Below are 13,672 nucleotides of genomic sequence, written 5' to 3' on the forward strand. Positions count from 1 at the left end.
AATGGGTCCGGTTCCTCAACCGGCGCGACCGGCTCAGGGGCAGACGCCGCCGCAGGCGCCACTCTCGGCGCCTGCTCAAGTGGGCCGGCTGAACCAGCAGCTCCTGCGCATGACGGAGGTGCTGCAGCTTGCCGCGCGGGCGCGGGACGCCGGTCGCGAAGAGCTGCCGTTTGTCATTGTCAACGAGACGGTACGGGCCGTGGCCTACGATCAGGCCGTACTGTGGGATGCCCGAACCGAGCGCGTGGTGGCGCTGTCGGGGGCGGCACGGCTCGAAGCCGGTGCGCCCTATGTCCTGCTGCTGGAGCGGCTCTATCGCAGCGTTGTCTCGTCCGGCAAGCGCGACGAGGTTCAGAAGCTCGGCCCCGAGGCCGTGAAGGGCGATGAAGAGGGCGCCAAGGCCTGGCTGGCACCGCATCTCCTATGGTGGCCGCTTCGCGTGCGTGGCAACACCGTGGCGATCCTGATGCTCGGCCGTCGCACGGCCTGGCAGGACAATGAACAGCCGCTCCTGAACGTGCTCTGCGGCAGCTATGGCCAGGCCTGGGAACTCGCGCGTGCGCGGCTGGCGCCAGTGAAGCTGGGTGGCCGCCGCAAGATCAAGCGCATCGCCATCGCGGCGGTCATTGCCCTTCTCGTCGGCGCAGGTCTGGTGCCGGTCCGTTCCAGCGCGATCGCGCCAGCTGACGTCGTGGCCGAGACGCCGGCCTTCGTGCGTGCGCCGTTCGCGGGGGTGGTCGATGCCATCGAGGTAGCGCCCAACGCCCAGGTTAAGACGGGGCAGCTCATCGTGCGCCTGGAGCGGCGGCAGCTCGATGCCGAATACAAAGTTGCGGCCAAAGTGCTGGAGACGGCAACGGCGCAGTTCCGCCAAACCTCGCAGGAAGCCATCACCGATCCGCGGGCGCGCGAGCAACTCGCCACCCTGCGCGCCCGTCTCGACGAGGCGCGTGCCGACTTCGACTACCGCCAGGCACGACTGGGGCGGGCCGATATCCTCTCTCCGGCCGATGGCATCGCCGTGTTCAACGATCCGGCCGAATGGATCGGAAAGCCGGTCGAGGTCGGCGAGCGCATCCTTCAGGTTTCACCCCCGACCTCCTCGCGCATCGAGATCGAGCTGCCCGTGACCGAGGCGACGAGCCTGGAGGAGGGCGCCGAGGTGACTTTCTTCAGCAACCTCACGCCCGATCGGCCCGTGACCGGCAAGGTCGTGTTCGTAAGCTACGCCACGACTGTGACGCCGAGCGGCGTCTTGGCCTACACCGCGCGTGCCGATCTTGCCGGCGGCGCAGACCTGCGGCTGGGATTGAAGGGAACGGCCAAGATCTTCGGACCGCCGCGGCCGCTCGCGGTCTGGCTGCTGCGCCGGCCGCTGGCTTATCTGCGCCAGCTCGTGGCATGACTGCGGCAGCCGGTGTTCTGCCACCGCTGCGTGAGGATCTTACCCTAACGCCGGGACCGCTGTCGGAAGGCCAGCCCACTTGGTCGATCTATGATCCGGCACGCCATCGATTCGTACGGCTAGGCTGGCTCGACTTCGAGATTCTGAGCCGCTGGGGCCTGCGTGCGCCGGACGCGATCCTGGCTGCGATTGCCGCCGAAACGACCTTACGACCCAGCACCGACGACATCGTGCGCTTCGCCAAGTTTGCGCGCGGCGCAGGACTGCTACAGGCAACGACGGCCGCCGAGACACAGCAGATGGCCGCGGAGCGCGCGTTCGAGCGCAAGTCTGCCGCCTCGTGGTTGGTGCACAATTACCTCTTCCTGCGCCTGCGGCTGGTCAATCCGGATCGCTTTCTGACGGCGGCGTTGCCGCTGGTCCGCTGGATATTCACGCGCGCCGGCATGATCGGCATCGCCACCTTGGGTGTGTTGGCGCTGTTCCTGATCTCGCGCGACTGGGAACGCTACAGCCACAGTCTGATCGAGCAGACCACGCTGGACGGGCTGATCCAGATGGGCATCGCCATCTCCTTCGCCAAGGTGTTTCACGAACTGGGGCATGGCTTTGCGACCAAGCTCTATGGCTGTCGCGTGCCGTCGATGGGGATTGCCTTTCTGGTCATGTGGCCGGTGCTGTGGACCGACACGACCGACGCCTGGCGCCTCACCGACCGGCGGCAACGGCTGGTGATCGACTCGGCCGGCATGGGAGCCGAGATCCTGATCGCCGCGGTGGCCTCGATCGCCTGGGCGGTACTGCCGGACGGGCCGACGCGCAGTGCCATGTTCGTGCTTTCGAGCTCGACGTGGCTGCTGACGTTGCTGGTCAACATCAGCCCGCTGATGCGTTTCGACGGCTACTACATCCTCTCCGACCTGCTGGACTTTCCAAATCTGCAGGAGCGCGGCTTTGCCTATACGCGCTGGCTGATGCGGGAAATGCTGTTCCGGCCCAATGTCGCACCGCCGGAGCAATTGCCGCCGCATCTCGTCCGGGTGATCGTCACCTGGTCGATCGCGACCTGGATCTACCGCTTCTTCCTGTTCATGGGCATTGCGGTGCTGGTCTACCACCTCACCTTCAAGGTCCTAGGCGTGGTGTTGATGGTGATCGAGATCTGGTTCTTCGTCGCCCGGCCGATCGTGAAGGAGTTCGGAGTGTGGGCCAAGTTGCCGACGGTCCGAAAGCCCAACCGCTACACCTGGGGGACGCTGGCGCTGTTGGCGTTACTGATGCTGGCTTTGCTGGTGCCGTGGCGTGGCCGGGTCGATGCGCCGGCCCTGCTTCGGGCGGAACGGCAGATGGTGCTGATGGCGGCTGAACCGGGCCGGCTGGTTTCGATGGTCAGCGAGAAGGCGCGAGTCACCGAGGGGCAGGTTCTGTTCCGCATGGACTCTGTCGAGATCGATCATGATATCGCTGCTGCCCGCGCCCAGCTCGAAGCAGCACAAGCGGAGCAGACGGCCGGCACCTACAATCCCGAACGTCGTCGTGCCCAGCAGGCAGCCCTGGCGCGCACCTCGGAGGCAGGCGCAGCTCTGGCCCGCTCGGAAAGCCGCGCCAGCAGCCTCGAAGTTACGGCCCCCTTCGCGGGCGAGGTGCGGGATATCCCGACTGACCTACGGGTCGGCGCGCAGATCCGCCGGCTGGAGCGCTTGGGCGTGCTGGTCGCGGCCGACAGCTCGGTGGTCGAGGCGTTCGTCTCGGAGGCCGATCTCGACCGCGTGCGGCCCGGCGCCGCGGCGCGCTTCATCCAGGTCGACGGCGACACACTTGTGCTCAAGGTCGCGGAAGTGGCGCATGCCTCGACGCGGGCGCTCGAAGTGATCGAACTCGCCTCGACGCACGAGGGCCCGATTTCGGTCCGTCGCGGGGCACAGAACACGCTGGTGCCGGAGCACGCCCTCTATCGCGTCCTGCTGGTCGGCGGCGAGCGGCCGCTCGGCACGACGACGTCGCGCACCGTCGGCACCGTCGTCATCGATGCCCCGCCGCGCAGCATCGCCGACATCATCTATCGGCGTGCCGTCGCCCTCTTCCTGCGCGAGGCGTCGCCCTAGGCGGCGGCGCGCCGCTCGAAATAGGCATCGAGCCGGCTGGCCAGGCCGTCCGAAATCCGCGTCAGGGGCAGCCGGCATTCCGGCGAGGCGATCAGGCCTTGGCGCCACAGCAGGTACTTGATCGGCATCGGATTGGCTTCGGCGAAGAGCAGCGGCACGAACTGGGCGAGCGGTGCCCAGGCAGTGCGTGCGCCCGCCACGTCGTTGGCCGCGAAGCGGCGGCCGACCTCGATGAACCGCTCGGTCATCAAATGGCTGGCCGCCAGGATGCCGCCCTCCGCACCGTGCGCCATCATGGTGAAGTAGAGCGCGTCTTCGCCCGTCAGCACGGAGAAGTCCTCCGGCTTGCGGGCCAGCAGTTCGAGCGACTGCGCGATGCTGCCCGAGCTGTCCTTGGCGCCCACGATGTTCGGCACTTCGGCGAGTTCCAGCAGCGAGTCGTTGGAGAGGTTCACAGCCGTGCGATAGGGGATGTTGTAGATCAGCACGGCGCGGTCGGTCGCCGCCGCAATCTGCCGGAAGTGGGCGATCAATCCGTCCTGGCTGGGCCGGTTGTAGTAGGGGCAGACCGAGACGATGCCCGCGAAGGGAATGCGTTCGAGCCGCTTCAGCGTCTTCTCGACCTTGCGCGTGGCATTGCCGCCCACCCCGACCAGGATCGGCACACGGCCGCGCGCAACGGCGGTGGTGCGCTCGACCACCGCGTCGATCTCTGCTTCGTCGAGGGTCGGGGACTCGCCGGTGGTACCGAGCGGAAACAAGCCGTCGGCACCGGCCTTGATATAGTGCTCGACCAGACGGTCGTAGCTCTCGAAGTCGACGGCGCCATCCTTGAACGGCGTGATCAGCGGCACCCAAAGGCCGGAAATGCGAGTGGTCATTGGGCTAGGCTATGCTTGCTCCTGGAATAAGAAAATCGAATGTTTTTGATAATATCGTTCACCTATCATTATATATCTCGATGCGTAGGGATCTAGATCTGGCGCTGGTGCGTGCCTTTCTGACGGTCGTCGAATCCGGCGGCATTACACGTGCGGCCGCCGCGCTCGGCATGAGTCAGGCGGCCGCCAGCCAACAGATCAAGCGGTTGGAAGAGGCGTTGGACTGCCGCCTGTTCGAGCGCCAGGGGCGTGGCATTGTTCTCGCACCGGCCGGCGAGAGGTTGCTCGCGCAGGCGCGACGGCTGGTGGCGATGAACGACGAAGTCTGGTCGTCGATGCGCACACCGCAGTTCGAGGGCGAGGTCCGCTTCGGTGTGCCCTATGACATCATCGGCAGCTTCGTGCCGCCGATCCTGCGTGGTTTTGCCAAGGCGCAGCCGCGCGTTCGCGTCTCGCTGGTCTGCGAAGACTCGAAGATCGTGCGCGAGCAGTTGAAGTCGGGAGGCGTCGATCTCGCGCTCACGACGGAGACGGAATGCGGCCGCCACGGTGAAACCTTGCGGACCGACCGTCTGGTTTGGGTCGGCACGCCGGGAGGCGATGCGCATCTCAAGGATCCGCTGCCGGTGTCTCTCGGTGCGCCGACCTGTGTCTTCCGGCCCATTGCCATCGAGGCGCTGGGCAAGACGCGGCGCGACTGGCGCGCGGTCTGCGAGGTCAGTCGGCTGGAGCCCGTCTACGCCGTTCTCGAAGCAGGCCTTGCTGTCGCGCCCTTGTTGCGTTCCTCGGTGCCCGAACGGTTTGAAATTCTTGCCGGCGCGGCCGCGCGTGCCGCGAAGCTGCCGTCGCTGCCGGAGTTTCGCATCAATCTTTACGCACCACCTGGCCTCAGTCCGGCCGCACGCGATCTCGCAGATCACGTGCGCGCGAGTTTCTCCGGCCGGCCGCGCGGGAACCAGATGTCCAACAATTGATACCAAGCGACACCTGTCGAGACGGCGGCTCGGGCCGTATCTTCGCGCGCATGAGATTTCTCCTCGGTTGGGGCTTCAAGCTTGGTCTCCTTGGCGTCGCCTATCTGGCGCTGACCGGCGGCCTGTCGCTCAAGCTGCCGCAGACCGTGATGGGCTACGAAGTGCCGCGCGAGGCGCACCAATGGGCGGAGCGCGCCAACGGCCTCGGCGAGTTGGCAGACAAGGCGCAGGCCGGCGTCAAGGCGGCCGTCGACCGGGCGAGATAGAGAGTTCAAGAGGGGGCGTCCAAGGGGCCCGGAGAGTTCGCTTTCCGGGCCCCTTGTTTTTTCAGGCACCACCTATCAACGACATCAAACCGTCATCGCCCCGTGTTTGATCCGGACCATGGTATCTGGTCTGGTGGAGGCGTCCATTGAATGGTGCAGCGGGTGATGCGGTTCGAGAGAAGTCGCGCGGCGTCGGCGTGCGGCCTTCCATTGAGAGCGATGTGCCGGCGATGCTGGCGATCTACACGCACCACATCACGCGCGGACTGGGCGAAGTCGATCTAGAACCGACGCACGCCGACGATATCAAGCGACGGCGCAAGAACATGCTGCGTCGCCGCCTGCCGCATCTCGTCGCCGAGCGCGATGGGGCCGTCGTGGGCTACGCCTATGCAGTGCCCTTCCGCAAACGGCCGGCCTATCGCTATGCCGTGAAGCACTCGATCTACGTGCATCCGGAGCATCTGCATTCGGGCATTGGCCGGCTGCTTCTGCCGGCCCTGATCGACGCCTGTACAAGCGCAGGCTTCCGGCAGATGTTCGCGTATATCGATGCCGACAATACGGCCTCGCAGAACCTGCACGAGGTTCATGGTTTCCGGCGGGTCGGCCTGCTGGAAGGTGTCGGCTTCAAGTATGGCACCTGGACCGACAGCCTCCTGATGCAGCGCGCCATCGGCGACGGCGCGACGACCCCTCCGGCCAAATAGGCCTACTCCCGCACCACGTAGGTGTGGAATCGGACAGCGCCGTTCCTGTCAACTTCCCGATAGATGCCCTGGATCTCAACGTCGAAGCCGGGGAACAGATTGGCGGCTTTTTCGAACATGCCGAGATAGTCGAGCATCGGCTTGGCCCGTTCGTCGAGCCGTTCGCCGGGGACGACGCTGGCGATACCGGGCGGATAGACCACGAACATGGTCGTGGCGATGCGCCCGGCCGCCTGATCGATCGGTACATAGTCGACATTGTTGCGCACGAGCTGGCGCACCGCTTCGTGCGGCGGCATCGCCGGCGTCGGCATGTGTTCGGGTGCGAACTGCGCCTTCTGCAGCGTGCTGACGGCACTGTCGCGGAAGAAGGCATGCATTTGCGCGCAGAGGTCGCGTAGCCGGAGGCCCGCGTAGCGCGCCGGCCGCCGCCGCACGAATTCGCCGATGACGTCTTCCAGCCGTGCATTGTCGTCGTGCAGCCGCTTGAAGGCCACCAGGCTCGACAGCAATGTGCCCGCCTTGCTCGATTCGACGCCCGGCGTCAGCAGGAAGAGCAGGGAGTTCAGGTCGTTTTTCTCCGGCACGACCTGGTTTTCGCGCAGATACTGAGCGACCACGGGCGCAGGAATCCCATGCGTGGCGTAGAGGCCGCTTTCACGGTCGAAGCCCGGCGTCAGCAGGATCAGCTTGTTGGGGTCGGTGATGGCATAGCCTGGCGCCACATGGCTGAAGCCATGCCAGCGCGCGCCGGGCGCCAGTTCCCAGTAACGGGCGTCGGTGGCGAGGTCGTCGGTCGCCACGTCTTCCCACGCCGAGTTCCGGCCGGCGACGGTTACACGGTCGGGAACAAAGGCCTCGAAGAACCAGCGCCGAGCCGGATCGCGCTCCTTGTCCTCGAATTCCCGCCGGATCGCGCGGACCTTCTTGCGCAACTCGATGCCGAGGCGAATCGTGTCGTCCCAAAGCACTTCGCCCGAGCGGCCCTTCATCATCTGCGCGCCCACATCGAGCGAGGCGAACAGCGGATAGAAAGGCGACGTCGAGGCGTGCAGCATGAAGAACTCGTTGAAGCGCCGGTGTTCGATGCGGCGACGCTGGCCTTCGATGTGGCTGTCCTTGACGTGGATCTGCGAGGCCTGGCTGAAGCTGGCGAGCTGCTTGTGCGCCGATTGCGTGGCGATGATGCCGGGGGCATCCGGGCCGAGGCCGGCGAGGCCCATGGCGAAGCGGCCGGCGTAGATCGGATGGAACTTCATGAAGCCCGCCCAGGCTTCGTCGAACAGGATGTAGTCGCAAAGATGGCCGATCTTCTCGACGATCATGCGGGCATCGTAGATCGTGCCGTCGTAGGTGCACTGCTCGATCACGGCGACGCGGAACGGCCGCTCGCGCTTCCAGGCGTCCTTGTCCTCGATCAGCGGATGGGTGCGGATCTTCTCGCGGATGCGGGTTTCGTCGAAGGCTTCATGGAAGATCGGGCCGATCAGGCCGTGCGTATTGCGGTCGGTTTCGAGAAACACCGGGATGCCGCCGCCCAGGAACAGCGCCCCATGGTGTGCCGCCTTGTGGTTGTTGCGGTCGAACAGCACCAGGTCGCCTTCGGCGACCAGCGCCTGCAGCACGATCTTGTTGGAGGACGACGTGCCGTTCAGCACGAAGTAGGTCTTCTCGGCCCCGAAGATCGCCGCCGCCTCCTGTTGGGCCTTCAGCGCCGGCCCCTCGTGGACCAGCAGGTCGCCCAGATCCAGCACCGAGTTGTCGAGGTCGTCGCGGAATACCGCCTCGCCCAGATGCTCGACGAAGATCCGGCCGATCGGGCTCCTGTTGTAGAAGATGCCGCCATTGTGGCCGGGGCAGGTCCAGAGCTGGTTGCCCTCCTGAGCATAGTCGACGAGTGCGCCGAAGAACGGCGTCTTCAGCGTCTCGGCGTACTGCTTCAGCCGGCTCACCAGGTTCTTGGCGATGAATTCCGGCGTCTCTTCGGAGAGAAAGATATAGCCGTCGATATAGTCCAGCACCTCTACGGGGATGTCCTCGAAGCGCTTGCGGCGCACCAGGATGACGATCGGCATTTCGAGGCCACGCCGTCGCATCAGGTTGATCAGGGCGACGGCTTTGCCTTCGAGGCCCTTCTTGCCCCAGTCGACCACCATGCAGCCGACGGCGGCGTCGGTCTGGACGGCGATCTCTGCGTCTTCGATGCGCCGGGCACGCACGACCTGGAAGCCCATCCTGTCGATGGCGGCTGTGATCTCCCCCAGCCGGTGGCCTTCGAGATCGTCGGTGTCGAAGGCCGGAGTACAGAAGAGGAAGGTGAAGCGCCTGAAGAAATCCATCGGCTGAGATCCGTCAGTAGACTGCTGGGACGTAGAGTTCGGGGGCGACCGGCGTGCGGAGATAGTCGGGCTTGTGCTCGCGCTGCGGCAACACGATAGCGTCGTGCGCCACCTCCTGATAGGGCACCTGTTGCAGGAGATGGTGGATGCAGTTGAGTCGCGCCCGCCGCTTGTTGTTGCCTTCGATCACCCACCAGCGGGCCTCGGGGATGTGGGTGCGCGCCAGCATCTCTTCCTTCGCCTTGGTGTATTCTTCCCAGCGCCGCCGGGATTCAAGATCCATGGGCGAGAGCTTCCATTGCTTCATCGGGTCGTGGATGCGCATCAGGAAGCGCAGGTTCTGCTCATCGTCGGTGATCGAGAACCAGTACTTCACCAGAATGATGCCGGAGCGGACCAGCATGCGCTCGAATTCGGGGACGGTACGGAAGAACTCCTCGATCTCGGCCTCGCTGCAGAAGCCCATGACGCGTTCGACGCCGGCGCGGTTGTACCAGCTGCGGTCGAACAGCACGATTTCGCCGGCGGCCGGCAGGTGCGCCACGTAGCGCTGGAAGTACCATTGCGTGCGCTCGCGTTCGCTGGGCGCCGAGAGGGCCACGGTGCGGCAGACACGCGGATTGAGGCGCTGGGTCACACGCTTGATGACGCCGCCCTTGCCGGCGGCGTCGCGGCCCTCGAACAGCACCACGACCTTGAGTTTGTGGTTGATCACCCAAGTCTGCAGCTTGATCAGCTCGCGCTGCAGGCGCAGCAGCTCGGTGAAGTAGAATTTGCGGTCTATTTCGTCGTGGCGCGTCAGATCGGGTTGATCGGGCAGGTGCGACAGCAGCTCGTCGCCAAGCTCCAGTTCGAGCTCCTCGTCGATACTGTCGGCCAGCTCGCGGCGGACGCGGTCTTCGAGTGTATCCCGGTTCGATTTTCTGTCCATGGCAGGCCCTCCGTCACGTTCCGCCATATAACGCCGGCGGAAGGTGAGCGCTGCCGATGACAGTTTCGCGACAGCCGGAAGGAGCCTTTAGGGGCGGGGCAGGAGACGTTTTGCCTGCATCTCGGCGAAGCACTTGCGGAACATCGCCTCGGTGTCCATGACCTCGGTGAAACCGGCTTGCATCAACTTGATCGTCGAGACGAGGGCCGCCGGGCCGGGCTCGGTGCGGCCGAAGCCCATCGTATAGTCGGCATATTCGAAGGAGAGGCCGACGAACTCCTTGAGCGTTCCCGATACGAGGCCGTGGGCGGCGCGGATTTCCGCCCATTCGGCTTCCTGCGGTCGGATCTTCTGGTCGAGTGCCAGAGGTACGTGCTCGCCCGGTGCAAATCCCAGGGCGTCGGCGATGGCGGGCCAGACGTTCGGCCAGACGAACACGTCACCGTTGGTGACGTTGAAGATCTCGTTGCGCGCGGCAGCGGCCTCGCCGGACCAGGCGATGGCACGCGCTAACAGGTCGGCATCTACGGCCTGGGCGACCCGTCCCACGCCCCCGGGATAGTCGAGCCTGGTTTTGCCGGCGCGGCGCATCATGGCGGCGTAGACGCCCAGAGCGGGGATCACGTTCATGGCGCTGCCGACCGAATCGCCCACGATCAGCACCGGCCGCAGGATCGACCAGGTCCAGTCCTTGCCTTTTTGTTGAGCGGCGAGAAAGCGTTCCTGGTTCCAGTAGAAATTCGGCTGCTCGTGCATCTCCGAACGATTCTCGCGTGCCGGCACAGTGAGCGGGCGGACATGCACACCATACGCCTTGGTGCCCTGCAGCAGGGCGACATGGCGCAGTCCAGGCGCGGCTTGCTCCAGCGGGCCGAACAGGTTGCGCAGCATCTGGTCGTTGGTGCGAATCTGCTCGTCCTCGCGCCAGCCCGCGACCAGACCCGGTCGTTCGTAGAGCGCGGCGTAGACGAGATGTGTCACCCCTGCAAACTCGGGCGCGAGCTTGGCGCAGGCCGCCCGGTCGGTGAGGTCGAGGGGCAACCAGCGCGCGCCGTGAGTTTCGGCGGGACGCCGCCGGGAGAGCGCGACGACCTCGCAGCCGGGTTCGGTCGCGAAGTGCTTCATGGCGGCGTACCCGACAAGGCCGGTAGCGCCAGCGATCAGGACTTTTTTGCTCGGCATTGGAACCGTCAGCCTAGCACGCCCTGGCCGTGCGCAAAGGCGGCGCGTTCCGCCGGTCGAGGCGTCAGTTCAGGGCGCGGTCGAGGCTGGCATGGAAGCGCTTAAGATTCTGTTCCAGGCGGCCGACGATCAGCCGGTCGTTGGCGCCGCTGGCCAGCCCGCGCTGGATCTGCTCGCAGATCGGCAGATCCTCGCTGTTGAACACGCCACGGTCGATCAGGTCGAAGGACCGCGCCCAATGTGCTTCGGCCTTCTCGTCGCCGGGAAGTTGCGGCGTCAGCATGGAATGCACGAACAACGTTTCGCCCGGGGCGATGGGGAACAGCCCGAGATGACTGACATAGTCGGGATGGTAGATGATGATCGTGTTCGGGAAAACGTAATGCACCAGCGTGCCATGCTCGCTGAGCGTCCAGCGCTCGGGCGGCAGGTCGCGAATTTCCCTGGTGCGTTCGCGCGCCGCGAGAAAGCGGATGTGCGGGCCGAGCGTGTCGCTCACCGACACCGAGTCGGTGAAGAAGGGACCGATGGTCCCGGCATGCAGGCGGGTTACATGGTAGATCTCGAGGAAGGCCTCGACGATCAGTTTCCAGTTGGTGGCGCGGCGGCTGGTGCTTTGACGATAGAAGCGGTGGCTGCCGAGACCGGCTGCGTCGAGATCGCCGTCGACGCCTTCCAGGAACGACGCCATGTCGGGCAGGCTGGCTGCCGGATCGAGTATTGCCCAGATCATGCCGTGGCGCACGACGGAGGGAAGCTCGCGCAGGCCGGTCAGGTGCTTGTCCAGAGTCGGGAAGGCCTCGGCGCGCGGCACGCCGGCAAGCGAGCCGTCGAGGCGGTAGGCCCAGCCATGGTAGGGGCAGACGAGGCTCTGGCGGCGGCACGGCTCGCCCTCTTCGACGATCAGCCGTGCGCCGCGATGACGGCAGACATTGAGCAGAACCTTTACGTTGCCCTCGCGCGTCCGCGTCACCAGCAGGGGCACACCGCAAATCTCGCGCGCCATTACGCTGCCCGGCTCGCACAACTGGTCGGCGGGCCCGAGGCAGAGCGGAAGGCGGCGGAACAGGCGCGCCTGCTCCTGGTCGAAGCGGTTGCGGTCGATGTAGATGGCGGGATCGAGGCTGGCTTCATCAGCCTTCCAGTCCGGGCTGGTGCGCCGATCCATCTCGCCCAGCAGGCGCTGGAAGATGTTTTGCCAGTAAGGTTCTGCCGCCATCGTCGTCATGGTCAGGACTCCTTGTAGGGGCGGGCCGAGACGGCCTGCAGGCAAAAGGCAGTTACGTCGCGCGCCAACGCGGCGGCGTCGGGTTGGTGGGTGGCATCCTGCGCCAGCGGGCCGATCAGCCCTTCCGTCAACGCACCGATCAGGCCGGCCGCGGCGAGGCGGGCGTTCTGCGGTGGGAAGTCGCCGGCCGCAATTCCGTCGGTGATCAGGCCTTCGAACACATCGGCGAAGGCGCGGCGGGACGCGAGGCGGGCGGCATCGACTTCCGGCTCGGCCGGCTCGGCGATCATCGCCCAAGCCAGCCGCCGCGCTCGTACGGCGCGCAGCGCGAAGACCCGCACCGCATCGGCCAGTCGATCCATCGCCGTACCTTCGGAGCGTGCCACGGCCGCCAGCACCGCGAGCTCGTGACCGGCGTTCAGGCTCAGCGCTTCGGCGAAGAGTTCACCCTTGGAGGGGAAGTGCCGGTAGACCGTGCCGGTCGCCACGCCGGCGGCCTCGGCCACCGTGGCGACCTGGGCCCCCCGGAAGCCCACTTCGCCCACGACAGAGCGAACGGCCTGCAGGATGCGATCCCGCTTGTCCTGGAGCTGTTCCTGAACCCGCTCGGTATGGCGATAGGCCATGATGTGAATTCCGGTTCAATTCTTGATAAAGAAATGAACCTGTATTCAATTCATGTCAATCCCCCATCTGCCGGTCTCCTGCAACGACCGGGCGGTTGATGGGTTAAGTCGCGACCGTTGTCTCGCGACAGGAGCCTTCCCGATGCAATCCAAACTCGTCTTCGAAGAAGCAGGCGAGCGAACGTTCGTCCTCGTGCTGGCCGCTGGCGAAGAAGCCTTTGCAGCGATCAGCGATTTCGCGGCTAGAGAGAGCCTGTCGGCGGCGTCGCTGACGGCGATCGGAGCCTTCGAGCGTGCCACGCTGGGGTGGTTCGACCTTGCAAACAAGACGTACAAGCCGATCCACATCGAAAGTCAGTGCGAGGGGTTGAGCCTTTTGGGCGATATCGCGGTGGCCGACGACGGCAAGCCCAGTCTCCACATGCATGCCGTGATGGGCCTGAGCGATGGCACCACGCGCGGGGGGCACTTCCTGAAGGGCGTCGTGCGGCCAACCCTCGAAGTCACCATCAACGAAACGCCGGCAAGGCTGCGCCGCCGTCAGCGACCGGAACTGGGTTTGGCATTGATCGATCTGTCATAGAAATTCGGAACCGGCATGACCTACTCTCTGGGTCATGCCCTTGCATGTAGAAATCCACCGGCTGTCCCGAACCATCGTCGTCGTTGCGCGTGGCGAGATCACGGCCGAAGATGTCGATCGGTGTGCTCGTGAGATCGTCGACGGGAACGTACGGCACTTCGCCAAGATCATCGACGTCTCGACGTCGACCTCGGAAGTGACGGCGGATCAGATCGGGCACATTGCATCGTGGTTGCGTGCCGGCGAGGTGACACGCGGCGCCGTGGCGTTCGTGGTCGATCCGGAGCGCGAAGAACTGGCGCAGAACTTTGCCGACGCTACTCAGAGTGACCGCCCCGTGAAGCTGTTTCGCAGCATCCACGAGGCGCGCCGCTGGATTGCGGAAGTTTCAAATGGGTTCGCAGACTGAAGAGGGGGAGCTTTCGGCAGATCATTCGTCGGG

General features: G+C 65.3%; 13 protein-coding genes. 7 read left to right on the forward strand and 6 right to left on the reverse strand.

Annotation, left to right across the window (positions count from 1 at the left end; all coding sequences use genetic code 11):
* Nucleotide 1: 1 nt before the first annotated feature.
* Both BN60_RS00835 and BN60_RS00840 read left to right on the forward strand, forming a co-directional pair.
* On the forward strand, nt 2-1,405 hold the full coding sequence (locus tag BN60_RS00835; protein ID WP_083855895.1) for an efflux RND transporter periplasmic adaptor subunit: 1,404 nt from the start codon (nt 2-4) through the stop codon (nt 1,403-1,405).
* On the forward strand, nt 1,402-3,510 hold the full coding sequence (locus BN60_RS00840; protein ID WP_020694073.1) for an HlyD family efflux transporter periplasmic adaptor subunit: 2,109 nt from the start codon (nt 1,402-1,404) through the stop codon (nt 3,508-3,510). The genes BN60_RS00835 and BN60_RS00840 overlap by 4 nt, the downstream gene beginning before the upstream one ends.
* Here the strand turns inward: BN60_RS00840 and dapA are convergent.
* The gene (gene dapA / locus BN60_RS00845) at nt 3,507-4,391 is read right to left on the reverse strand and encodes a 4-hydroxy-tetrahydrodipicolinate synthase (RefSeq protein WP_020694074.1); all 885 of its coding nucleotides are present in this window, start codon (nt 4,389-4,391) and stop codon (nt 3,507-3,509) included. The two genes, BN60_RS00840 and dapA, sit on opposite strands and share 4 nt — an antisense overlap.
* An 80-nt stretch (nt 4,392-4,471) precedes the next feature.
* On the opposite strand from dapA, the gene BN60_RS00850 reads away from it, so the two are divergent.
* From BN60_RS00850 to BN60_RS00860, 3 genes are all read left to right on the forward strand, one after another.
* On the forward strand, nt 4,472-5,365 hold the full coding sequence (locus BN60_RS00850; RefSeq protein WP_020694075.1) for a LysR family transcriptional regulator: 894 nt from the start codon (nt 4,472-4,474) through the stop codon (nt 5,363-5,365).
* 50 nt (nt 5,366-5,415) lie between these two features.
* Nucleotides 5,416-5,631 carry a hypothetical protein gene (locus BN60_RS00855; protein WP_020694076.1) on the forward strand — a complete coding sequence of 72 codons (216 nt, stop codon included), beginning with the start codon at nt 5,416-5,418 and terminating at the stop codon, nt 5,629-5,631.
* A 146-nt stretch (nt 5,632-5,777) separates the two neighbouring features.
* A complete protein-coding gene (locus BN60_RS00860) occupies nt 5,778-6,341 on the forward strand; it encodes a GNAT family N-acetyltransferase (protein ID WP_020694077.1) in 564 nt (187 codons plus the stop codon).
* A 2-nt stretch (nt 6,342-6,343) separates the two neighbouring features.
* Here BN60_RS00860 and BN60_RS00865 read toward each other — a convergent pair whose 3' ends face one another.
* The 5 genes from BN60_RS00865 to BN60_RS00885 form a co-directional block, all read right to left on the reverse strand.
* Entirely contained in the window at nt 6,344-8,680 is a 2,337-nt protein-coding gene (locus BN60_RS00865) for an Orn/Lys/Arg family decarboxylase (protein ID WP_020694078.1), read from the reverse strand.
* Between the two features lie 13 nt (nt 8,681-8,693).
* A complete protein-coding gene (ppk2, locus tag BN60_RS00870) occupies nt 8,694-9,611 on the reverse strand; it encodes a polyphosphate kinase 2 (RefSeq protein ID WP_020694079.1) in 918 nt (305 codons plus the stop codon).
* Between the two features lie 87 nt (nt 9,612-9,698).
* Nucleotides 9,699-10,793, reverse strand: coding sequence for an NAD-dependent epimerase/dehydratase family protein (locus tag BN60_RS00875; RefSeq protein WP_020694080.1), 1,095 nt, complete (start codon nt 10,791-10,793; stop codon nt 9,699-9,701).
* A 64-nt stretch (nt 10,794-10,857) separates the two neighbouring features.
* A complete protein-coding gene (locus tag BN60_RS00880) occupies nt 10,858-12,021 on the reverse strand; it encodes an aromatic ring-hydroxylating oxygenase subunit alpha (RefSeq protein WP_020694081.1) in 1,164 nt (387 codons plus the stop codon).
* Between the two features lie 2 nt (nt 12,022-12,023).
* Nucleotides 12,024-12,647, reverse strand: a complete 624-nt coding sequence (locus tag BN60_RS00885; RefSeq protein WP_020694082.1) for a TetR/AcrR family transcriptional regulator — start codon at nt 12,645-12,647, stop codon at nt 12,024-12,026.
* A 142-nt stretch (nt 12,648-12,789) separates the two neighbouring features.
* On the opposite strand from BN60_RS00885, the gene BN60_RS00890 reads away from it, so the two are divergent.
* On the forward strand, nt 12,790-13,230 hold the full coding sequence (locus BN60_RS00890) for a PPC domain-containing DNA-binding protein (RefSeq protein ID WP_020694083.1): 441 nt from the start codon (nt 12,790-12,792) through the stop codon (nt 13,228-13,230).
* A 34-nt stretch (nt 13,231-13,264) separates the two neighbouring features.
* Nucleotides 13,265-13,639, forward strand: coding sequence for an STAS/SEC14 domain-containing protein (locus tag BN60_RS00895; protein WP_020694084.1), 375 nt, complete (start codon nt 13,265-13,267; stop codon nt 13,637-13,639).
* Nucleotides 13,640-13,672 lie beyond the last annotated feature (33 nt).

Origin of the sequence: Reyranella massiliensis 521 (genome assembly GCF_000312425.1) — a bacterium.
Taxonomy (GTDB): domain Bacteria; phylum Pseudomonadota; class Alphaproteobacteria; order Reyranellales; family Reyranellaceae; genus Reyranella; species Reyranella massiliensis.

Excerpts from the sequence above, each read along its gene's own strand:
- BN60_RS00890 (WP_020694083.1), top strand. The coding sequence starts at position 12,790 with ATGCAATCCAAACTCGTCTTCGAAGAAGCAGGCGAGCGAACGTTCGTC.
- BN60_RS00855 (WP_020694076.1), top strand. The coding sequence starts at position 5,416 with ATGAGATTTCTCCTCGGTTGGGGCTTCAAGCTTGGTCTCCTTGGCGTC.
- BN60_RS00850 (WP_020694075.1), top strand. The coding sequence starts at position 4,472 with ATGCGTAGGGATCTAGATCTGGCGCTGGTGCGTGCCTTTCTGACGGTC.
- BN60_RS00835 (WP_083855895.1), top strand. The coding sequence starts at position 2 with ATGGGTCCGGTTCCTCAACCGGCGCGACCGGCTCAGGGGCAGACGCCG.
- dapA (WP_020694074.1), bottom strand. The coding sequence starts at position 4,391 with ATGACCACTCGCATTTCCGGCCTTTGGGTGCCGCTGATCACGCCGTTC.
- ppk2 (WP_020694079.1), bottom strand. The coding sequence starts at position 9,611 with ATGGACAGAAAATCGAACCGGGATACACTCGAAGACCGCGTCCGCCGC.
- BN60_RS00840 (WP_020694073.1), top strand. The coding sequence starts at position 1,402 with ATGACTGCGGCAGCCGGTGTTCTGCCACCGCTGCGTGAGGATCTTACC.
- BN60_RS00865 (WP_020694078.1), bottom strand. The coding sequence starts at position 8,680 with ATGGATTTCTTCAGGCGCTTCACCTTCCTCTTCTGTACTCCGGCCTTC.
- BN60_RS00880 (WP_020694081.1), bottom strand. The coding sequence starts at position 12,021 with ATGACGACGATGGCGGCAGAACCTTACTGGCAAAACATCTTCCAGCGC.
- BN60_RS00885 (WP_020694082.1), bottom strand. The coding sequence starts at position 12,647 with ATGGCCTATCGCCATACCGAGCGGGTTCAGGAACAGCTCCAGGACAAG.
- BN60_RS00875 (WP_020694080.1), bottom strand. The coding sequence starts at position 10,793 with ATGCCGAGCAAAAAAGTCCTGATCGCTGGCGCTACCGGCCTTGTCGGG.
- BN60_RS00895 (WP_020694084.1), top strand. The coding sequence starts at position 13,265 with ATGCCCTTGCATGTAGAAATCCACCGGCTGTCCCGAACCATCGTCGTC.